This window comes from Xenococcus sp. PCC 7305, assembly GCF_000332055.1.
Classification (GTDB): Bacteria; Cyanobacteriota; Cyanobacteriia; order Cyanobacteriales; family Xenococcaceae; genus Xenococcus.
Genome location: NZ_ALVZ01000231.1, coordinates 38,129 through 59,486 on the forward strand (window position 1 = coordinate 38,129; position 21,358 = coordinate 59,486).

Below are 21,358 nucleotides of genomic sequence, written 5' to 3' on the forward strand. Positions count from 1 at the left end.
AGAGTGAACTAAGGAATGAGAAGCAAGGAAAAACAAACGAGAAATAGTTTTAAATTCGCTTGTAACTCTACAGAATATTTAATGGGCGACAATGAAACATTCAAAACTTAACTGGTTAAACTTCCTTTATAAAACATCATTAGCTCTTGGCCTACTCAGCTTATTATTATTCGTCATCGGTTCTATCTTATTCCGACAAACTCAAAAAAATAGAATTCAAGCAGCTCAGGAGAAAAGTAAACGCGAAGCAGTCCTGGCCACCCTAGAAATTGAAAGGGAATTAAGGGAATTTTCCCAGCCCCTAAGCCTTTTATCTCAAGAATTGAGTACAGGAGAATTATCAACCACAGAACTACAAACTCGACTAGAGCGAGAAATTACAGAAAATCCGCAAATTGCCAATTTGGGTGTGGCATATAATCTCTTTTCCTATGACCAAGATAAAATGTTTTATGCTCCTACCTATATCAGAGCTAAAGACGCCATAAAATTAATTCAATTAGAAGATATTTATGATTATACAAGCCCTGAATATGGATGGTTTCGTGATGTCTTCATTCAAGGAGCTCATTGGGGAGAACCCTATTCTTGGCCCAAAAATGATTTTATTGATGAGGTTTTGTTTGGCTATTATCAACCGTTTTATCAGCCAGAAGAAGGTTCAACAGCAGAATCACTGCAAGGAGTTATCTATGCCGAATATTCTTACACTCATTTAGAAGACATCATGGATTCTCTAAACTTAGGGAAAACTGGCTATGGCTTTTTGATTTCTCAACAAGGTAAATTTATTGCCCATCCCAATCCTGAGACTGTCAGAATAAATAGCAATATTACCGATATTCTGCAACAGCAACCAGACAAGAATAAATTGATTAATACGATCAACAAAGTTTTTGAGGAGCAAATTGTCGAAACTGAATTTATTGATCAAATCACAGGTAAAAAATCCTGGGTTTACCTAAGACCTCTAGACTTAAACGATTGGGTGGTGGGAATTGTTTTTTTCGAAGAAGAAGTTCTGGTGGATTCGAAAACCAAACGGCAATGGTTAATCCAACTTAGTTTGCTATTTATGTCTTCATTGTTTTTCCTAGGGGTTCTTTTATTCTGGTCGAAAAAGTTTAATTTAAAAAAACTCTGGTTGTTATCAATTTTTAGCTCTGCACTGTTCATCGCAGAAATTGGGTTTATTTGGCAGTTGTTACTAGAAAATTACAATTATCTTGCCAATAGATTGGTTCTGCTTAATAAGACCGAATTAGAAAAAATATTATCTCCCCATATTAAACTGAGCGAACAATTGCATCAGAAAACTCCGCCCAAGATCCCTACAGGTTTTTTTCTCCAATCAGTAAAATTTTCTGAAGGACATGAAATATTTATTACAGGTTATATTTGGCAAAAATATTTATTAGGAACTTATGATGAATTGTCTCGCGGCTTTATTCTTCCCGATGCAGTTAATGCTAATGATTTGGAAATAAGTGAAGTCTACAACTATGAAAAAGACGGTTTTGAAGTCATTGGTTGGTATGTAGAAGCGACTTTACACCAAGACTTTGAGTTTTCTAAATACCCTTTTGACCGCAAAGATATCGAAATACAAATATGGCATGAGGATTTGGAAACTCAGGTTATTCTCATTCCTGATTTAGATTCATACGAATTAATTAATCCTAAAATTAAGCCAGGAATCAACCAAGATATTATCTTAGATGGTTGGACATTAGAAGGGAGTTTTTTTGAATATAAATTTCGAAAATTCAATACAAATTTTGGCTTTAAACAAGGTTTTTCTCGTAACAATGCTCCCTCACTTTATTTTACGATCGCGGTGAGGAGAAATGTCTTTGCCCCTCTAATATCTAAGCTAGTGGCCTTGGTTTGTGTGGTTGCTTTGTTATTTGCGATGTTATTGATTCTCAATCGAGAAAGAGCAATGGAAATATTAGGAGTTGCGGCAGGTTTAATTTTCATTCTAATTATCGATCAGATATCTGTTCGTGAGGCGATCGCAGCTCAGGGCTTAATCTATTTTGATTATTTTTATTTTGTAATTTACTTATAGCAATTCTTATACTCGTGAGGTACAGTAAATCTAAGCTTTCGGGAACAGGGAACGGGGAACAGGGAACGAGGGAACAAGAAAGTGTGCCTCATGACTTTGAGAACCGCCATATTTATTTTTCTGATCGCTGTCAATGCATTAATGTTAATCAAACAAAACTCTAGTTTGGCTATTCTTCAATATCGCGATAATTTGCCCGCAAAATTACTTTATTGGCCGAGTCTTTTGGGTGTTCTATTAGCCTTAACCATTCTGGTTTTTTTCTAGTAAAAATTCTCCCTCTCAAACCTAAAACCTAAAACCTAACACCTAATTCTAAGACTGTTTCATTGCTCTAGCGATATCTCGTGAATCTTGACGACGTTTAATAGATTCGCGTTTATCATGAATTTTCTTGCCTTTACCTAGGCCAATACTTACTTTGATCCAGCCATTTTTGAAGTACATTTTCAAAGGCACTAAGGTTAATCCTTTTTGTTCTACTTGACCAATGAGTTTATTAATTTCCTTGCGATGTAATAATAACTTGCGGCTGCGGCGGGGTTCATGATTAAAATGTTGTCCCCCTGCCTGATACTGTGCAATGTGAGCATTTAGTAGCCAAGCTTCATTGTTGCGAATGATTGCATAGCCGTCTCTGAGATTTACTTTCCCTTGTCTAATAGATTTCACTTCTGTGCCGACCAACTCAATGCCAGCTTCATAGCTTTCAAGGATGGTATAGAGAAAGCGAGCCTGACGATTGTCACTAATGATTTTAATTCCTATATTCTTTTCGCCCATCTTTTACTACAGTATTTTGTGATTTTAAAGTGTAAAATGCCCAGTTTACGTCAGATTCCCTAGTATAACATTGGGGATCATTGTCCTTAAACCCAAAAATATTTTTAACTGCTTGACAAATAAGCAAAAAATGGTAACAATGGTTACATAAACCAATAAATCGTTCATCTTTCAAGAGCTTAATCAAGAGAGACGGAAGTAGGGGATAACCTGAAGGAACGCGCCCCATTATAACGACACTAAATTTTGGAGGCGAACCTTATGAAACTTTCTTATCGTGGCATTAAATACAACCAAGAATCTACATTAGTTAACGTGCGTTCTGGTGTAGTATCAGGGAAATATCGCGGGGCGGACTGGCAATCTCATGACCTGGAGCAGTTAGCGCTTAAGCAGTCTCATCCTCATTTGACCTATCGCGGAGTCAGCTACCACTAGTAGTTACCTAGGTAATCAACAGCTTTAATTCTTATACCACCTAAGTTCATGACCTATCATCATGGACTTTTTTTTATCGGGCTTTGCCCTTGAAGGCAGAGGGCAAAAGGTTGAAATCTGCTTCTTGCTTGTTAGCTATTATTGCTGATTTGCTTGGTAAGCTTATTCGATCCTGATTATGATTTTGATGATGAAAAAAGAGAGTAAATTATATATGGATGTCCAAAATTTATGAGCGCTTTTGCTCTACTATTCACCCAGTTCGTTTATGTATTATCCCTTAATAAATAAAGGACTTAAATGTTAATTTTTATTTTATTTTCCTATTTTCTGCTATAGATAAAATATAAAATTGCACTAGGCGCCAGGACTATAACTTTTCACCTTATCTAATTAAGCAACCTTTGAGGTCTTCTGTTTATATCTATTCCCGTTAAGTTATTAAGACAGATGAAAGCTATATGCCATGGATATTTTATTTTGTTATTAATTAGGGAAAATCAATGTCTAATGTTAAGGGAAATAATCTTGAACTCTTAGGTAGAATATTGCTGATGATTCCCCTGCTTGTGGGTGCTGTTAATGGTGTGAAAGCTAATTCTCCTCAGAAAAGTCTAGTAGAGCCTCTTTCCCTTAGTCAGTCTCTAGGGCATCAGGAATACAAGGGCGAATCTCAAGGCGAATCTCAAATCGATGACTATGAGGCAGAAAAGATAGTTAGTCATTATGGGGTGACTATATCAGTATTCCCTGTATCATCAGAAGATGAGACGATTGTTCGTGCTTCATCTTCCGTCGATTCTATTGGTTCTATTGGTGATAATGTTCTTGTCTTTGAGGAAGATGGCAAAAGGGTGATTGTGGGTTCAGCCCCCCCAGCTTGGGTAGGGACATTAATCAAGGACTATGGTCTTAATATAGAAGATTACAGAAAATAAGTCTTCAGATAGTTGCTAATTACTAATTACTGTGTAAATCACCTTAGACTGTACGGACATATTCAAAAGCACTATCATTTAGGTCTAATGTGCTGTAAACTCCTAAAATTGTCGCTAAATCACTACTGCCATTGAAAGTGCTAAGGTACGGGGTTGTTTGCCAATCACCACTGCCATTGATACTTAAAGTGTTATTATTTTCCAAAATTGCTACTAAATCACCATTTCGAGTGATGTGAATGTTATTTCCTTGCTGTATTTTTTGATAATCACCAGCCACGCCGAAAAGCTGTACTGTATCCTCGCTAGAATTAAAATCTTGAATCACAACATAATCTTGAGCGCCACCGGTAGCATAGAAGGCTTTAGTGCCATCCCCCAAGATAAACTTATCTGCACCCGCGCCACCTTCGAGGGTATCTCTTTCTAAGCGGCCCGCAACTATGCCATCAGTTCCATTAATCACATCATCACCTGCGCCACCTTTGATAATATCGTGACCACCATTACCGAATATATTGTCGTTATAGGTCTCAATACTAGATGTCGCCGAATCCCCTGTACTAACAAACTCAACTGAAATACTAGTACTAAGATCATCACCATAAATTACATCGTTACCAGTATTCCCGTAAACTTGGTCGTCTCCATTGCCACCAAAGATGGTGTCGTTGCCCCCAACACTAGACCAATCAATCTCAATAATGCCCCGATGTCCCTCGGGGGCTAACCATGCAGTGCCATTCCAAGAATAATCAGCAGTTAAAGATTCTGCCCCCCACTCAGTACTGTAATGTGTTTGATTGTTGCTCCACCAAGAAGTATTAAGGGCAACTTCGTAGAGATTGATTACCCCATAATCTTCATTGTTAGCTATATGTGAGTAGCTACTTTGATTGTTGTAGGTCATAGCTTCCCCGTTAGTCCATTGCCATTGACCTTCTGTCTCTTGATCCGTTAGACCAATCCAAAAAGCTTCATTAACGAAATTCCCATTTTGGTCGAAGCCAAAATTATCAACTAACCATTGTTCTTCTCCAGCATCATTGATAGTAACTAAATTCCCACCATAGCTTTGTGCTTCTGCTTGAGCTTCTTCCCAAGTACCAGCCTGACTCAAAATATAACTGCTATGACCGTAGTGGAGAGCATTCTCTATCAAAGGAGGAGTAATATTACTCGAATCATTGAGCTCATCTTCCCCAAAGATCATATCGTTACCTTCCCCGCCATCAATACCATCATTTCCAGCACCACCTCTGAGGACGTCACTGTTTAATCCAAGTTCAAATTCTGGAGTGATACTAATAGCTTCAGGGGGCGAATCAATATCCTCGGGGGAAGAATCTCTAGAATCTTTGCTTTCAGGGTTTTCAACGAGAATGAATTTGACATAGTCAAGAGAACCTTCCCCATAATATGATTCATTGACCATACTCCTAAGGGTAAAAGAGTCATTATTATTTAAAGAAACGTTACTAATCCTGTGGGTGGTGAAATTCCCTGCCGCTAATATGTCAGTGTGGAGATTTTGGCTAAGATCCCAACTATCAATTTGGGTGTTGTTGACTTGGAATTGAATTGTACCGTTATCTATTTCGATATCGTGATAACCAATGACAATATCGTAAACTCCAGTTTTTCCTGTAAAGACGTCTTCTCCAGCAATCCATTGATCATTGGTATTGTTTTGAATTAAACCTCCACCAGAGGCATAACCTTTATTCGTTGCCCTGTAATTTCCGCTCCAACTTAAGCTTTCAGCTTCAACTGTAATTGGGTCTTGACCAAGGACTAAATTATTCGTAGCTATTAAATCAACAACAGGAACGAATTCGATATAGTCAAGAGAACCTTCTCCACCCTTATCACTACTAACTATATTTTGAATTGTAAAAAATTGATTTTTCGTTAATGAAATATTTTCAATAGTATGAGTGGTAAAATTTTCTGAACTCGGCTTATTGCCATCAATATCCTTGTTTAATTGCCAACTATCTATTAAATTGTCATTTAGTTTAAACTGTATTTCTCCAGTTTTTAAGTCAATATCATGATAGCCGATAATAATTTTATAGGTTCCAGTTTCTCCTGTAAAAGTTGTTGTGCCAGCAATTGCCTGATTGTTATTTTTGTTTTTAATTAATCTCCCACCAGAGGCAAAGTTTTTTTTCATTACTTTATAATTGCCACTCCAACTCAAGTCTTCGGCTTCAATTCGGATTGGGTTTTGCCCGGCAACCATACTATCTGTCTCATTATCATTGCCATTAGTGTTAGCAGTAACTTCAGCATTTTCCGTATTGGCAGGATCAAATATTTGTTTTAGGTTACTTAAATCATCACCCAGATTGTGGTTGAAGCTTTCTGAATATCCATCACCAAAGATAAAATCGTCTCCACTGCCGCCATTCCCAATATCTTCCCCTGCTCCACCAACCAAGAGGTCTTTTCCCGCTCCGCCTTCTAGGGCATCATCTTCTGTTCCCCCAATCAAAACATCATGTCCAGTATTTCCACTGAGAAAGTCTCTGCCTGCGCCCCCATCGAGATAGTCATCATGATCTCCGCCCATCAGGACATCAGCCCCAGCCTCGCCTAAGAGAACATCATTATCAGATTCCCCAGAAATTACATCATCTCCCTCTCCACCCATGATCGAATCATTGCCATCAAAACCAAAGATAGTATCGAAACCAGCACCACCTTTGATAGTGTCATGACCCTCGGCCCCGTCAATGAGGTCATCACCTTGCTTGGCGTTAATCTCATCATCACTAAGATCTCCCCCAATAATGTCATCATCATTCCCCCCTGTAATCTCTTTATAATAATTCGCCCCAACTTCTTTGCTATCACTAGCTCCTGGTAATTCTACATCTTCCCAATTGCCATCATCTTGACTGGCAAAAAAGACTTCCTGCCACCAAGAACCCTCCCCATCATTATCTTGGCTCCACCATTCATAAAGCTCTTGCCAGGCAGAACTGCCCCCATCATTATTTTGCGCCCACCATTCATAAAGTTCTTGCCAGGACGAACTACCGCCACCATTATTCTGTGCCCACCATTCGTAGAGCTCTTGCCAGGATGAACTGCCCTCACCATTATTCTGCGCCCACCATTCATAAAGTTCTTGCCAGGATGAACTGCCCCCGCCATTATTTTGCGCCCACCATTCATAGGTTTTCTTCATTAGATTACTCAGATCTTTGAAGAAGTCTTTCAATTCCTTATCATCAAGGTTTTCTAAGTCTGAACCGGAGCTATTATCAACTGAAGAGCTATCTTCTGTAGGGTTATTATCTAAATAGGCGTTTTCTAGCTCGCCAATTAATTCCAGGGAAGATACCGGAACATCAGCATGCTCTTCTAAATACTCTACTGACAAGCCTAGTTTATCAGCCAGTTGAACCTTAGCTTGAGCCAGTAAAACTTCTAAACTTTCACTGGCAAATAAATCTTCAACATTTTCGGCTTCTGAGCTCAAATCGTAACCCATCAGATCAAAAGCTAGGACATCTAAGTCGGTAATTGATACTCGTTCTTGATACCAAAGAGTGGGGTCCATAATGCCCAAAGGGTCATAGCGTCTTTCCCAATGACTGGCTTGGAAACCATCCCCTTTTTTGCCTGTGGACATTTTGGCACTTAAGGTTTCTCCTCCGTCGGTAGAAAACCAAGCTGTTTCCCCAATAGATAGGTCATTTACTTTCCCATCAGGATTCTCTTGAGCTAGACTTCCTGCCGAAAAACGAAATAAATCTAGAGGAGAAAAGTTACTGAGTTCTGTCCGACCGGAATGGAGAGTTTCTTCTTGGAGTGAAAAGTCTAAACTGCTAGTAAATCCGAGAATATGTCCTGTTTCGTGAAGGGCTACACTCAAAAAATCTAAAGTATCTTCCTCTCCTTCAGAGTCGCGCAAATAATTAAAATCCCAGGCAAAATCCTGGTTCATCATAATTGTGCCATCGATGAAATTTTCTGATTCATCTAGAACATAGCGATCTAAACTAATAGCCTCAGTCATGCCCAAAGCCTTGGCTAAAGCAGTGGTTAATTTTAATTTGGTGTTGCCGCCAACTAGATCTCCATCAAGCAAAAAATCGATCGTGTTGCCTTTTTGTAGAGCATTGAAGGCCATTTGATCTTCTATTGAGGTGATATCTGCTTCATAATATTCTAGAAATAAAGCGTAATGCTGTTCATGAAATTCAGGAATTGCCCCACCAATAACATTGGAATTCAGTTGGTCGGTGGTTTTGGCTAAGATATTAACTTCTACATCGTCGGCGAATAATTTACCCCAAATAATGGATGCGATTTCGTAACCAATCATTTGTTCGAAACTGACATCTGGGGTATAAACAAAATTTATTTTCATTATTCTGTATTCTCAAATCCTATTGCGACCAATAACAATAGATGAATTGCTATCGATTTTCTGCGTCAATCCAATGCTAAAAACAGGTAGATTGATTTAGGCAAAGCTAACTTGAATTCTTCGTGAAATCATTGTGAATTTTGAGCGGTGTTGTAACGAGATTCCTAAGCTCGAATTCTGCAATATTAGATAATAGTTAATTGCTATGTTTATTGAGGTATTTCAATCAAGATGCTCGCATTGACAAATATCAGTGTAATTGGTGATACTTTGAGGTATATATGGTTCTAATCAAAAATGCTTGCAGAAATTAAAGATCTTGCCGAAAATCTTGCACCGAGATTAATTGAAATTCGTCGTCATCTCCATTCCCATCCCGAATTAAGTGGTGAAGAGTATCAAACGTCAGCTTATGTCGCAGGGGTTTTATCTTCCTGCGGTTTGCATGTTACTGAGTCTGTGGGCAAAACAGGTGTTATGGGTGAATTATCGGGAAATAACGCGGATCATCGAACATTAGCAATTCGGACTGATATGGATGCTCTGCCCATTCAAGAAATAACCAACCGAGAATTTGCTTCTCGCAATCCTGGGGTAATGCATGCTTGTGGCCATGATGTTCATACGACGTTAGGTTTGGGGACTGCGATGGTTTTATCTCAATTATCCGAAGCCTTACCAGGAAATATGCGTTTTTTGTTTCAACCAGCCGAAGAAATTGCTAAAGGCGCAAGATGGATGGTTGATGAGGGGGCAATGTCGGGAGTCAATGCAATTTTTGGAGTTCATGTTTTTCCTTCCATTCCTGGGAAAACTGTTGGTATTCGTTACGGGGCCTTGACTGCGGCGGCTGATGATTTGGAGATTATTATTGAGGGAGAATCGGGTCATGGGGCCAGACCTCACCAAGCTATTGATGCGATTTGGATTGCTTCTCAAGTGATTACAACTTTGCAACAAGCTATTAGTCGTACCCAAAATTCTTTGCATCCTGTGGTTTTAACTATCGGTGAAATCTCAGGGGGGAGAGCACCGAATGTAATTGCCGATCGCGTTAGGATGCTGGGCACGGTGCGTTCTTTGCATCCTGATAGTTATGCGAGTCTTCCTAATTGGATCGAAAATATTGTCACCAATATCTGTGATACCTATGGTGCAAAATGCCAAGTCAACTATCATCGGGCTGTGCCTTCGGTTCAAAATGACGCTAAACTGACTCAGATTTTGGAATCTGCCTGTCGAGAAGCTTGGGGAAATGAGCAGGTGCAGATTATTAATGAACCATCTCTGGGGGCAGAGGATTTTTCTGTATATTTGGAGAAGGTTCCTGGTTGCATGTTTCGCTTGGGAGTTGGCATAGCAGAACAAAAAAATTATCCTCTGCATCATCCTCGGTTTGATGTTGATGAAGCTGCGATCGTCACAGGAGTTGTGGCTTTAGCCTATACTGCGTATAAGTATTATCAAGCTAAATAATTAGTTTAATCTTAACTTTCAACTTTCTTGAAGCACAAAATCAAGTTTTTGGCTATATTGGCTATATTTTAGTTAGAGCTTTAATAGGTGAAAGTTATGATTTTTAGACAACTGTTTGATAAAGAATCTAGTACCTATACCTATCTCGTAGCTGATCCTGCAACAAGAGAAGCTGCTTTGGTTGATCCTGTGTTGGAACAAGTAGAACGGGACCTCCAACTGATCAGAGAACTAAACTTGGCTCTCAAATTTTGTTTAGAAACCCATATTCATGCTGATCATATTACTGGAACAGGGAAATTAAGAAAACTAACTGGCTGTCAGGGGATTGTTCCTGTGAATGCCCAGGTAAATTGTGCTGACTATTGTGTTCAGGATGGTGAAATTGTCACTTTGGGCAAAATTGCTATTAAAGCCTACGAGACTCCTGGTCATACCGACAGTCATATGGCTTATTTGGTCAATGGCGATCGCATTTTGACTGGAGATGCGATGTTTATTCGTGGATGTGGACGCACTGATTTCCAGAGCGGCGATCCTGGAGCGCTTTATGATTCGGTGACGCAAAAGCTTTTCACGTTACCTGATGAAACTTTAGTTTATCCAGCCCATGATTATCGTGGCTGTACTGTATCGACAATTGGCGAAGAGAAGAAATGGAATCCTCGATTTGTGGGACGCGATCTCAGCGGAGCTGAGGCACTGCGTGATCGCGATAATTTTATCAAATTTATGAATAATCTCCATCTTCAAATGCCGAAAAAGATGATGGAAGCGGTTCCTGCCAATCAAGACTGTGGAATGGTTCCTGCTATAGTTGCATAAGCTAAAAGAAAAGCTAGGGTGGGCATTGTAGTCGCCCACCCCAATGATGATTAAGAAGCTAAAGCTACTTCAACCATTTCTTGTAACTCGCCGCTCTGGTACATTTCAATCGCGATATCAGAGCCGCCGAGAAACTCCCCATTGACGTAAATTTGAGGAATAGTTGGCCAGTTAGAATATTCTTTGACCCCCTGACGAATTTCAGGATCTGCTAAAACATCTACTGTTTCAAAAGGGACTCCCAATGTATTAAAAATTTGGACTACATTGTTCGAGAAACCGCATTGAGGCATTAATTTTGACCCTTTCATGAATATTAAGACTTTATTGTCTGTAACCAATTGGTCAAGTTTTGCTTTGAGTTCTGGTGTCATGGTTAATAATTTTATTCCTGTTAAATGTTTACTGAAAACTCTACTAACTGTTAACTGCCAACTGCTAACTGATAAGTTTTGGGTGTATAGGTTTTTAAGGATAAAGCATGAATTGCTTCGGATGCCATTGCTTCCTGGACGGCAGCATAGACCATTTGATGTTGTCTAACTTTCGGCTTGCCATCAAATTCACCAGATACTATGATCGCTTCAAAATGCTCCCCATCACCAGTCACTTGGACTTCCGCGTCGGGAAATTTTGTTTGAATCATGCTTTCTACCTGTTGGGGGCTGATCATAAAGACTCCAAAATCGGTTGATTACTCTTATACATCATTCTATAAGAAATCAAGGAATGAAAGGAATGAGAAACGTCCTAAAGGATACTGCGATCTATTAAGGAACAAGAAAATTTTTTCTGATATTTCTTTTGCCCTTGCACCGCTCTACCCGAAGGGTCTCTGCCATCTGCCATCAAATTCTATTGACTTGAATTCGATGTGGAGTAGGGATCTTCCACAAAGCCAATTTCAAAAAGTTGCTGATAAGATTTAGTTCCTAAATCGCTGGTCGGGTTTTGGGAGCGGATAACTTGGATCAGTAGAGGCACCGATAATTCTGGTTTTTCTTGTGCTCGATGAACCAAGGCTAATTTATAGGTTGCTTCGTCCCGTAGTTGTCCTGTTTCTAAGGCTTTATCTCTCTGCTCTTGGGCAATGCGATTTTCGATTCCAGAAAAACTTTCTGATAGTTGGAGGTAAAAATTTGACAGTTGATTAAACACTTGACGAGCTGCTTGCAGTTTCTCAACCGCAAGGTCATATTGTTGCTTATCAATAGCATCACTTGCTTCTGACATTAGCTTTTGACCTCCCTGCAAGCTAAGAAGACTATCTGATTGGTATGGAGTCGTGACTTCTGCGGGTTCTGTTGTAGTGGGAGAATCTGTTGTGGTTAGGGTAGATTCTTGGGCTATTGCAGGAAGAGTTGAGATGACGCCCCAAGCTAATGATAATGACAATAGGGAAGTTATTTTAGTACGCATAATACTGGGAATAATCATGGTTTAGCTTTTTCTATTGAAGATTAAATATTACTTAGGGTTTTGGGTATCTTATCATTTTCAAGATAAAGATTGTCCGAATTATAAATCATGAATTTAAAAATATGAATTATAAAAATGTCGATAATAGAGTCAAAAGGAAATAAAAAAGTGAAAAAATTTTCGACTTATCTTATTTTAGTTGTTTTGCCCTTTTCTTTATTCTTTAATGGTTGTAAGCCGGATTCTCTTATGACCGAATTATTGCCTCAAGATCCCAGTTTTGAAGTTTATTTTAATCATCGAAATATTGGTGAGGTAACTTATCGCGATCCCTATCGAAAAATTGCTCATGGCGGAGATAATTTAGAGGCGGTTATTATAGAGGCCATTAATAATGCTAATGTTAGTATTGATCTCGCAGTTCAAGAGTTGCAATTACCAGAAATTGCTTTGGCTTTGGCAGAGCGTTATCGCACAGGAATTCGAGTTAGAGTAGTTCTAGAAAATCAGTATAGTCGTTCTTTAAGTGATTTGAGTGGTCAAGAAATTGCGACTTTAACAGAGAGAGAACGCGATCGCTATAAACAATATTTTCAACTCATAGATATTAATCAAGATGGGGATCTCTCTCAGCAAGAAATAAATTCCCGTGATGCTTTAGTGATTTTGAGAAATGCCGGAATTCCCATAATTGATGATACAGAAGACGGCTCTAAGGGTAGTGGTTTAATGCACCATAAGTTTATGGTAATTGACAACAAAACTGTGGTTACTGGTTCGGCTAATTTTACCCTTAGTGGTATTCATGGGGATTATAGTAATTCTGCAACTAGAGGCAATGTTAATAATTTACTCAAGATTAGTAATGCTCAAGTCGCTAATTTATTTGCAGAAGAATTTAATTATATGTGGGGTGATGGGGAAGGAGGAGATGAGGATAGTGAGTTTGGCATTGATAAGATTTGGCGATCGCCTAAAACAATTTATTGGGATAATACAGCTGTTACTGTGCAGTTTTCTCCTACTTCTAAGACTCAAGATTGGTTCAATAGTACTAATGGTTTAATTGGTAAAACTCTTAGCGAAGCTAATTCTGCTGTTGATTTGGCTTTGTTTGTTTTTAGTGAACAGAAACTAGCTGATATTCTAGAGAAAAAGCGAGAATCTGGAGTTGAGATTCGGGCGTTAATAGATCGAGGTTTTGCCTTCCGTTACTATAGTGAAGGTTTAGATATGTTGGGTGTTGCCTTGAGTAACAAGTGCAAATATGAAAAAGAGAATAATCCGTGGAATAATCCAATCAATGATGTGGGAATTGCTGATTTGGCCAGAGGAGATAAATTACATCATAAGTTTGCGATTGTAGATGGCAATATTATTATCGCAGGTTCGCAAAATTGGTCTAATACAGCGAATGTTAACAATGATGAGACAGTTTTAATTATTCAAAATTCTACTGTTGCGGCTCATTTTCAACAAGAATTCAATAGTTTGTACCGCAGCTCTATCTTAGGATTGTCCCAGAGAATTGAGAATAAAATCCAAAAGGATCAACAAAAATGCAAGTAGGTAATTATAGAAATTACCCAGTAATTAAAAGTATACGAATAACAGTATCAATTTTCTGATTAGTTTTCTCAATCTATATTGATTTTGTGGCATTCCTAATGACAGTAATTTTTACCGAGAAAATTGTAGTAGTTGATCGAAGATACTTTTATCCTGTATGGCTTGGAGTTCTACCTGCTCTAAAAGATCATGCCATTCATCAGCAAGGGTTTGATTATTGGGATCTAAATTTTGAGCTGCCACCAAAACTTCCACTGTGTTGTACCAAATTCCGGCCTTGGCGTATTCCGTCGCCAATTGCACAGGAGAGTTCGCTAGCTCTTGTCGGTTAATATCCGTTTCTACTCTTTTGACCCAACCGGTAACTGCATAATTGTCTGGCCTTAAAATCCCCTCTGGTTCAATGGGGGCAAAGTACCATAAATAGTTTTTCCTAAGTTCTAATTCCGGAGCCGAGTCGGGTATTTTAATACTTATAATTCCACCGGAAATTGGAACTTTGACCATGGCGTGGTAATGAGAATTTCCAGCTTCATCTTGGATACTAAAAAATACTTCCTGAGCCCCAATTGGCGGAAGATAGACGAAAAAAGTGGGATGAGTTGAGACTGTACGTCCATGCTTCGTTTTGGGAACTAGGGCGGTCAAAGCAAGTTCTTGACCTCTAACTCCAGTTCCTACAGTGGTATTGGGGGCTGCATCTTGATCGGGAAGTTCAAATTCCACATCACCCCTGACTCCAGCTCCTACTGTGGTATCGGGGGCTGCATCTTGATCGGGAAGTTCAAATTCTACATCACCTCTAACTCCACTACTTAAATTGGTCTTAGGAATCACTTCGCGATCGGGAAAAGCAAATTCCACATCACCTCTAACTCCACTACCGACATTAGTCTTAGGACTAGAACTTTCGTCTGGCAAGGCAAACTGCACTTTTCCCCGAACACCTCCGCCAACACTAGTATCAGGGACAGGGTCGTCTGGAAGCTCAAATTCCAATGCGACCAGGCTCTTATGAGCTTCCTTAAAAGATAATTCTGCCATGGCAATATTCGCGGTGACCACGACAATGATAGAAAAAGTTGTTCCTACAAGATTTTGCCAGCCGATCCTATTCATCTTGCAATTCCTTTGAGACATGCTTTTATTCTAGTTTTTTTCTCCTTTCCAATTTCCCATTTTCTGTTCACAACCAGTTGCCTACTAAAATAAAAGGCGACCAAAAATAGGGATGTTTATGTAATGAATTGGACATTACTTTCAATTGAGCCTGTCGCATTGCTTCTGCTTTACTAACTTGTCCGCTGCTAATCTGAGCATAAAATTCCTGCATTATTTCTGAAGTTGCTTTGTCATTAACTGACCATAAACTGGCTACTGTACTTCTGGCACCTGAACGCAAAGCGAGTCCAGCTAACCCCAAAGTGGCGCGATTATCACCTGCCGCTGTTTGGCAGGCACTCATTACCAATAATTCAATTGGTTCTAGGATGCCTAACCTCCTTTTTTGAAAGATAAGATCGAAATCTTGAACCGAAATGCGATCGCGCCAGGTCAGCAGAAAAGTTTCTTCGGGATTCGAGCTAAATTGACCATGAGTCGCGAGGTGGACAATGGGAAAGGTTTGCTTATTGAGTATCAGACTGAAGCTATCTTGAGTAAATTCTTGATCTAGTAAAATTTTAGAGTCTACCTCTGTTGCAATTTGCGTAACTTCTCCCACCACTCCAGGTAAAGAATTAAAACCTTGACGAGCTTCTGTGAGTCCTGCTGCTAGCAGAGCTAGTTCTTTGCCTTGTAAACCTTCAGGAAATAGCTGTAACCCTGGGCTGACAGCAACACCGTAATTTTCAATCAGATAACTTGTGCCATCATAAAGAACGCTCATTGGTAGGTTACGAAAAAAACCATCGGGAACAAAAACCAAAGTCTGACTATTACTCTGTTTCAAATAAGATTCAGCAGGTTTAACTAGCCAATTATAGACTTCTTCGGCAATTTCCAACCCTCGATCGCGAGGATAACCAGGAGAGAGAGACGAGTATAGTTGTTTGAGAGTAGTTTCGATTTGCCCTGAGTCTAAGGGTGTCGAGTAATGCCGCAATGGTTGCTGAGGCAGCGCTAAAATCACTTCCAGGCGATCGCGGAGGATAATTGGATAAATAACCGCTGCTTGCACATCTATCTCATCAATCACCACGGGATGAGTATCTAAACAGGCATCACGAAAAAAATCGTCTAATTCTGCCACTTGTAAAGATTCCATTACTTGCCGGGCTTTTTGCAAATTTTCTTGTTCATCACCTTGTTGTAACAATAAACTCACATAATCTCGGTAGGTAGGCTCGATATTTTCTTTAAAAGTGAACTGGACATTGGCATTATTCGCATTAGTGGTCACCAAGTCACTACGTAAAGATTGTAATTTGGTAAAGGCAATGTCATAGGCGGCGATCGCGCTATTCAAATTCCCTTGTTGTCGGTGAATAATGCCTAGTTGAGTTGCTGATCGCGCCGTAATATCATCAGCATTAATTGATTGAGCAAACTGTAAGCTTTGTTGCGTCAGTTCTTGGGCTTCTGATAGTTGATTTTGTTGTTGGTAAAGTTGACCTAGTTGATTGAGAGCATAAGCTTCTGCTCTAATGTCTGATATTTGTCTTGCTTGTTGAACTGCTGTAGCTAGAAACTGAGCAATTTCTGGGGAATCGACTATCGGAAAATCGCTCGCCGCTGTCCCATCCATTAAGGTTGCAGCCAGATTTACCCTCGCGTAAATACTAGAACGACTTGCAGGAATTTGGGATAGATTATCTGCGATCTCTGGCATGAGCTCGGCGGCAGCTTGCAACCTTTGAGATTGCACGAGCATACTGAGTTGATTGAGTTGCGCTTGAAGTCGAGTCATTTTATCGGAAGACAAGCGTAGGGTTTCTTGGTAATAGGTCTGGGCAACATCATATTGACCCAGATCCTGAGCCAAATTGCCGATACTAAGATAGGCTGCACTAATATCTGGCTCAGAATTCAATTGCTGACTAATCGCTAAACTTGATTCTAAAATTGCCTTGGATTGTATTGGCTCCCCAATAGTTTGTAGGGCAATCCCTAAACTTCTTAATTCCTGAGCCTTCAGAAGACTGTCTGGTTGCTGTTGCAGTTGGGTAACTAGTTCTTCAATCAGAGATTTGGTTTTGCGATATTGTCCCAAAGCCTGTAAGGCTTGAGCTTGATTTAGAGAACTGATGAATTTCCCGGTATCATCACCAGCAGTGGCATAGATACTGGTGGCTTCTTGCCAAGTTGCCAGAGCATTGTCGGTTTGTCCCTGGGAAAATTGCCATTTACCTTGATTATTTAAAGCTTGACCTCGAAGTAACAAAGTTTGTTGATCTAGGTTTTCGGAATTTGCTAGAAGTTCTAGGCTATTTGCGATCGCATTTTTGGCTTCTGGCCATTGACCTAATTCTTGATAGGCTAATGCCAGATAGTTAAGAGTTTGGGCTTGTTTAAAGGTCTCCTCACGGGCTTGATAATCAAATAAAGCCTTTTGCCAGATATTTATCGCCGCAGCAAACTGTCCAGCTTGATAATGTTGTTTGCCTATTTGTAGTAAATTTGTCCCTTCTGATTCTTCTATGGATTGAGATAAAGTGAGCGGAGAATCTTGAAGGGGTTTGGCATTGGTCGGATTAACCAAAATCGTTGTCGATAACGATAGGAAAATGCCAGTATTAATAACAAGTTTTGCAATAACTAAAGTCATTTTTTGTCTGCTAGGTCTTGGCAATCGGGTCTATTTAAAAATTTAGTTTCTTGTGGTAGTGTGGCGACCAATTCTACTTCTCCATCTTGATTAACCAACCATCCGCTAACTTGCACAATTGATTTGGGCACTTGCGATCGCGATCGCTCTAGTTTTACCGTTGGCAAATTTGGATCACTGTCGGCATCTGTAAAATCTCGTAAATCGGACAATACAGCTTGTCCTCTAATGCTATTGGTGGGATTTTCCGGTAATCCACCTCTGCCTGTAATAGTAAAGGAATTCCCCTCAACTGCGCCACAACCAGCAATAATGCGATCGCTAGGGTCAGTAGTTTGATCGGGCAACTCCACTAGTCCCGCAGTGGGATCAACATCAGGGTTATTAATCACCACAATTCCTGCTAAGCCAAATTCAGAGGAAGCTGTAATATCGCTGCGATCTGTTTCTTCTTCGCGAAATTCGATGCCAAATAATCCAGTAGCCGTGATATCAATATTACCGCCATTTCCTTGAGAAGCATCAGCTGTAATATCACTATTTTCTGACGCTGGTGCCACAATAAATGGGGTGTTAATTGTTATGTTGCCGCCATTTCCTCCCGCGCCTGCTGTTCCTGCATCTGTCGCAATGTTACTTTCACGCTGCAATAAAATTAAATCATTAATATTTAAGGTAATATCACCACCATCGGTACTTGCTGTGGTTGCTGAAATCCTTCCTTGATCATCCAAGGTTAAATCATCCCCGCTAAGTGTAATGGTTCCACCCTCTCCTGTTCCCTTGCTATCTACAGAAATCTCGGCGCGATCGCGAATCTCAATCACTTCAGAATCAACAAAAATATTACCTGCATTCCCCGTAGAAGTTTCAGTTGTGTCAGAAAAAAGCCCTGTATTTGCTCCAGAAAGCAGAACGAAATCAGTATCAAAAATCCTAATATCCCCAGCATTGCCACTATCTTCTGTTAAAGCTTGTAATTGTGCCCCATTTGTTACTGATAGAGAGGGTGTTGTGATTGTTAATGTCCCTCCCTCTCCAGTTCCACCTTCGAAAACGGCCACATTTGCTCGACTGGGCAAAGATTCCTCTAGGTTTGCACTAGTAAATATGCCATCAAAAAATGCTGATTTTGTCGCTGTAATTTTAATATCTCCAGCATTTCCAGTGCCGTCGATACTTGCACTAATGAGGCCACCATTAGTCACGGTCAATTGCTCAGCATTAATATCTATAGTTCCTCCATTACCTATTGCAGGATCTAGAACTTCAGACACAATAAGACTACGAATAAAACTTAAAGAAAATTCAGGACTAGGTAATGCTACCCCGTCGATAGAAACATCTCTTGCCTCGATCAGAATGTTTCCCGCATTTCCATTTCCCTCTGTACTGGCAAATACTTGTCCTCCATCTTTAAGGTTTAGGGAACTTGTGGTGATTGATATAATGCCGCCACTACCAACTGCATCAGGAAATATCTGAGTGATAATTCCACTGGGCAAATCGCCAAAATTACCAATTAAATTAACGGAATTTGCCGATTTGATATTGATATTTCCACTATTGCCAATATTCTCATCGATAATTTGTGAGCTAATTTGACTACCATCGATCAAAGTGAGATCATTTGTCCGAATTTCTATATCTCCAGTATTTCCCCCAATAGGACTCAATCCTACTGCAAAGATGAAGCTATTATCTTGTAGCAATATCTCATCAGCATTGATCGAAATATTACCAGAATCTCCCAACCCAAAAGTAGCAACTGCCAGTTGATTGCCACTAATTTCCAAGTAATCAGCTTCGATCTCAATATTTCCCCCTTGTCCTTCGCCAAACAAAGCAACCCCAACGAACTCGTTATCAAAATCATTAGAAGGGCCTATCAGAATTTGTGGTGCTGTTAGTCTAATATCTTTCCCGATACCCTCACCACTAGTGTCACTAAATAAGGTAGTAACCTCAATGGCAGATTGACTTGTAAGAATTATATTTCCGCCAATTCCTTCAAAACCAGAAGAAAAGACCCCAGCTCCTCTAGGAATTACGATATTACCATTAGCTATCAGTTGAACATCTCCACCATTGCCACCAAATCCGGACACATCAATAAATTGAGCGAGATTAATTTCACCTCGTGAGTCCAGCACAACTGAGCCCCCATCTACTTCGCCAAATAAATCAATGAAACCGATATCAATATCTCCAGAAAGCAATAAATTTGGTTGATCTTGATTGCTGAGAAAAACGAAACCACCTGGATTGATAATTTGATTAATTCTAATGTCCGCACTATTTGGCGTGCTGTCAGTTCCAGGAATAGAGGAAAAACCTTGATCATTGCCCTGAATACCTGTGGGTTCGATATTAGTTGTTCCTGCACGAACATACAAGGTTGGCTGAGTACTGCCATTAATCGCAACCGTTGTTACTCCATCAGAGAGTATGACAGTTTCCTCAATGCCATTGTTCGGATCTGTCCCTGTAATTTCAATGCTGTCAATATTGACGCTGCCTCCAGCAAAAATATGGAGAGAAGCCCCTGTATAGCTGTTAAAACTGACATCTCCATTAGCTCGAATTATCGGATCATTGGGACTAGTAGCATCCCCTAGATTTTCGTTAAGATCTTCGATGCGAAAATTGCCCCCGCTATTAAAATAGGCATCGGTAATGATTGGGTTCTGAGAACGCAAGATCAAATCACCACCGGCAAATAGGCCACTTGCACTGTTATTCAAAGCAAAAATATCTACCAGCTGATCACCTTGGACTAATAACTGGTTCCCCGCAGCAGCGATAAAAGGAGCACTCAAGCGATCGCGTATTTGGATATTATCAACTGCTGTGAGGGTTAGATTATTCCCCGCTTGCAACTCGCCTTCTAGTTCAAGAGAATTGCCAATAAAATTTAAATCATTTCCCGCATCAAGAATACCTTGATTGGTAATGACCCCTCTCGGGTTTAACCAATCCCCCAATCCAGGGGCGACATTCATAGTTAACAAAGGAACGGCTTGGGGATTGGTCGCGCTAAATTCTAGATTGTTCCCCAAAAATAGGCTTTCAGAAGTACTAGCAGTAAAAGAACCATTAATATCTAACCTCGCATCTTGACCAAAAATAAAACCATTAGGATTGAGCAGGAAAAGGTTAGCATCACCTAAAACCCCTAACGTACCGAGAATTTCTGATATATTACTCCCCGTGACCCTGCCGATAATATTTTCGATACCTATCGGATTGGCAAAGTGAACCTGTTGTCCCTGATTTACATTAAATTCTTGAAAACTATGGAAAATATTATCATCGCGAATTGCACCACCATCAATACGATTAGTAGTGTCATTTTCTAGGGGAACATTCGGAGTGACGATAGAGCCCTCAGTACCCAATGAACTATCAGGGGTAATCTGAGCAAAACTGGGCATTCCATAGCCCATAAATACAGATAGAAAACTGATGGTTAGAAGCTTGATTCTGCAAATACCACTAGTCATAAAAAACTTGATAACTAAGATAGAGGGGACAGTTAGAGAAAAACCTAGTAGACCTGGACGCAAATAAGCTGTCTATCAACAAAGAGTAAAAAGCATATAGAGCAATACTTATTACTTATTACTTATTACTTCCGCGCAGCGGCACTAGCTGAATATTACCTAACTGTAACTTTCCTCTACCTCAAT

15 protein-coding genes and 1 riboswitch are annotated in these 21,358 nt (G+C 39.8%); of the genes, 7 read left to right on the forward strand and 8 right to left on the reverse strand.

Annotated features, from left to right (window positions below; translation table 11 throughout):
* Nucleotides 1-91: 91 nt before the first annotated feature.
* Both XEN7305_RS24340 and XEN7305_RS29205 read left to right on the forward strand, forming a co-directional pair.
* Nucleotides 92-2,071, forward strand: coding sequence for a Cache 3/Cache 2 fusion domain-containing protein (locus tag XEN7305_RS24340; RefSeq protein ID WP_006512206.1), 1,980 nt, complete (start codon nucleotides 92-94; stop codon nucleotides 2,069-2,071).
* A 90-nt stretch (nucleotides 2,072-2,161) separates the two neighbouring features.
* Entirely contained in the window at nucleotides 2,162-2,338 is a 177-nt protein-coding gene (locus XEN7305_RS29205; protein WP_158500446.1) for a hypothetical protein, read from the forward strand.
* Between the two features lie 48 nt (nucleotides 2,339-2,386).
* On the opposite strand, the gene smpB is transcribed toward XEN7305_RS29205, so the two are convergent.
* Nucleotides 2,387-2,854, reverse strand: coding sequence for an SsrA-binding protein SmpB (gene smpB, locus XEN7305_RS24345; protein ID WP_006512207.1), 468 nt, complete (start codon nucleotides 2,852-2,854; stop codon nucleotides 2,387-2,389).
* A 159-nt stretch (nucleotides 2,855-3,013) separates the two neighbouring features.
* Nucleotides 3,014-3,079, forward strand: a riboswitch (Glutamine riboswitch).
* 21 nt (nucleotides 3,080-3,100) lie between these two features.
* Between smpB and XEN7305_RS27955 the strand changes: the two genes are divergently transcribed.
* Nucleotides 3,101-3,292, forward strand: coding sequence for a DUF4278 domain-containing protein (locus tag XEN7305_RS27955; RefSeq protein ID WP_144053359.1), 192 nt, complete (start codon nucleotides 3,101-3,103; stop codon nucleotides 3,290-3,292).
* Nucleotides 3,293-3,795: 503 nt separating this feature from the next.
* The gene (locus XEN7305_RS24350; RefSeq protein ID WP_006512210.1) at nucleotides 3,796-4,230 is read left to right on the forward strand and encodes a hypothetical protein; all 435 of its coding nucleotides are present in this window, start codon (nucleotides 3,796-3,798) and stop codon (nucleotides 4,228-4,230) included.
* Nucleotides 4,231-4,273: 43 nt separating this feature from the next.
* Here the strand turns inward: XEN7305_RS24350 and XEN7305_RS24355 are convergent, their stop codons facing one another.
* Nucleotides 4,274-8,614 carry an NF038122 family metalloprotease gene (locus XEN7305_RS24355; RefSeq protein WP_006512211.1) on the reverse strand — a complete coding sequence of 1,447 codons (4,341 nt, stop codon included), beginning with the start codon at nucleotides 8,612-8,614 and terminating at the stop codon, nucleotides 4,274-4,276.
* Nucleotides 8,615-8,911: 297 nt separating this feature from the next.
* Here XEN7305_RS24355 and XEN7305_RS24360 point away from each other — a divergent pair, with 297 nt between their 5' ends.
* Nucleotides 8,912-10,090, forward strand: a complete 1,179-nt coding sequence (locus XEN7305_RS24360; RefSeq protein ID WP_006512212.1) for a M20 family metallopeptidase — start codon at nucleotides 8,912-8,914, stop codon at nucleotides 10,088-10,090.
* A gap of 96 nt (nucleotides 10,091-10,186) precedes the next feature.
* The gene (locus XEN7305_RS24365) at nucleotides 10,187-10,915 is read left to right on the forward strand and encodes an MBL fold metallo-hydrolase (protein WP_006512213.1); all 729 of its coding nucleotides are present in this window, start codon (nucleotides 10,187-10,189) and stop codon (nucleotides 10,913-10,915) included.
* A gap of 50 nt (nucleotides 10,916-10,965) precedes the next feature.
* Here XEN7305_RS24365 and grxD read toward each other — a convergent pair whose 3' ends face one another.
* The 3 genes from grxD to XEN7305_RS24380 all read right to left on the reverse strand — a co-directional run bounded on the left by grxD (nucleotide 10,966) and on the right by XEN7305_RS24380 (nucleotide 12,352).
* Nucleotides 10,966-11,289, reverse strand: coding sequence for a Grx4 family monothiol glutaredoxin (grxD, locus tag XEN7305_RS24370; protein ID WP_006512214.1), 324 nt, complete (start codon nucleotides 11,287-11,289; stop codon nucleotides 10,966-10,968).
* A 50-nt stretch (nucleotides 11,290-11,339) separates the two neighbouring features.
* Nucleotides 11,340-11,588, reverse strand: coding sequence for a BolA family protein (locus tag XEN7305_RS24375; protein WP_006512215.1), 249 nt, complete (start codon nucleotides 11,586-11,588; stop codon nucleotides 11,340-11,342).
* Between the two features lie 182 nt (nucleotides 11,589-11,770).
* The gene (locus tag XEN7305_RS24380) at nucleotides 11,771-12,352 is read right to left on the reverse strand and encodes a hypothetical protein (protein ID WP_006512216.1); all 582 of its coding nucleotides are present in this window, start codon (nucleotides 12,350-12,352) and stop codon (nucleotides 11,771-11,773) included.
* Between the two features lie 150 nt (nucleotides 12,353-12,502).
* Between XEN7305_RS24380 and XEN7305_RS24385 the strand changes: the two genes are divergently transcribed.
* Nucleotides 12,503-13,903: a phospholipase D-like domain-containing protein gene (locus tag XEN7305_RS24385; RefSeq protein WP_040899486.1), complete on the forward strand. Its 1,401-nt coding sequence runs from the start codon at nucleotides 12,503-12,505 to the stop codon at nucleotides 13,901-13,903.
* 111 nt (nucleotides 13,904-14,014) lie between these two features.
* Here XEN7305_RS24385 and XEN7305_RS27105 read toward each other — a convergent pair whose 3' ends face one another.
* The 3 genes from XEN7305_RS27105 to XEN7305_RS24400 all read right to left on the reverse strand — a co-directional run bounded on the left by XEN7305_RS27105 (nucleotide 14,015) and on the right by XEN7305_RS24400 (nucleotide 21,172).
* Nucleotides 14,015-15,022: a DUF928 domain-containing protein gene (locus XEN7305_RS27105; RefSeq protein ID WP_006512218.1), complete on the reverse strand. Its 1,008-nt coding sequence runs from the start codon at nucleotides 15,020-15,022 to the stop codon at nucleotides 14,015-14,017.
* A 67-nt stretch (nucleotides 15,023-15,089) separates the two neighbouring features.
* Nucleotides 15,090-17,669 (reverse strand): CHAT domain-containing protein, encoded by a 2,580-nt coding sequence (locus tag XEN7305_RS24395; RefSeq protein WP_006512219.1) that lies wholly within the window; start codon nucleotides 17,667-17,669, stop codon nucleotides 15,090-15,092.
* Complete coding sequence (locus XEN7305_RS24400) at nucleotides 17,666-21,172, reverse strand: filamentous hemagglutinin N-terminal domain-containing protein (protein ID WP_083889454.1); 3,507 nt, start codon at nucleotides 21,170-21,172, stop codon at nucleotides 17,666-17,668. Before XEN7305_RS24400 ends, XEN7305_RS24395 begins: the two co-directional genes overlap by 4 nt.
* Nucleotides 21,173-21,358 lie beyond the last annotated feature (186 nt).

Excerpts from the sequence above, each read along its gene's own strand:
- XEN7305_RS24380 (WP_006512216.1), bottom strand. The coding sequence starts at position 12,352 with ATGATTATTCCCAGTATTATGCGTACTAAAATAACTTCCCTATTGTCA.
- XEN7305_RS24355 (WP_006512211.1), bottom strand. The coding sequence starts at position 8,614 with ATGAAAATAAATTTTGTTTATACCCCAGATGTCAGTTTCGAACAAATG.
- XEN7305_RS24400 (WP_083889454.1), bottom strand. The coding sequence starts at position 21,172 with ATGACTAGTGGTATTTGCAGAATCAAGCTTCTAACCATCAGTTTTCTA.
- smpB (WP_006512207.1), bottom strand. The coding sequence starts at position 2,854 with ATGGGCGAAAAGAATATAGGAATTAAAATCATTAGTGACAATCGTCAG.
- XEN7305_RS29205 (WP_158500446.1), top strand. The coding sequence starts at position 2,162 with ATGACTTTGAGAACCGCCATATTTATTTTTCTGATCGCTGTCAATGCA.
- XEN7305_RS27105 (WP_006512218.1), bottom strand. The coding sequence starts at position 15,022 with ATGAATAGGATCGGCTGGCAAAATCTTGTAGGAACAACTTTTTCTATC.
- XEN7305_RS24350 (WP_006512210.1), top strand. The coding sequence starts at position 3,796 with ATGTCTAATGTTAAGGGAAATAATCTTGAACTCTTAGGTAGAATATTG.
- grxD (WP_006512214.1), bottom strand. The coding sequence starts at position 11,289 with ATGACACCAGAACTCAAAGCAAAACTTGACCAATTGGTTACAGACAAT.
- XEN7305_RS24375 (WP_006512215.1), bottom strand. The coding sequence starts at position 11,588 with ATGATCAGCCCCCAACAGGTAGAAAGCATGATTCAAACAAAATTTCCC.
- XEN7305_RS24395 (WP_006512219.1), bottom strand. The coding sequence starts at position 17,669 with ATGACTTTAGTTATTGCAAAACTTGTTATTAATACTGGCATTTTCCTA.
- XEN7305_RS24365 (WP_006512213.1), top strand. The coding sequence starts at position 10,187 with ATGATTTTTAGACAACTGTTTGATAAAGAATCTAGTACCTATACCTAT.
- XEN7305_RS24360 (WP_006512212.1), top strand. The coding sequence starts at position 8,912 with ATGCTTGCAGAAATTAAAGATCTTGCCGAAAATCTTGCACCGAGATTA.
- XEN7305_RS24340 (WP_006512206.1), top strand. The coding sequence starts at position 92 with ATGAAACATTCAAAACTTAACTGGTTAAACTTCCTTTATAAAACATCA.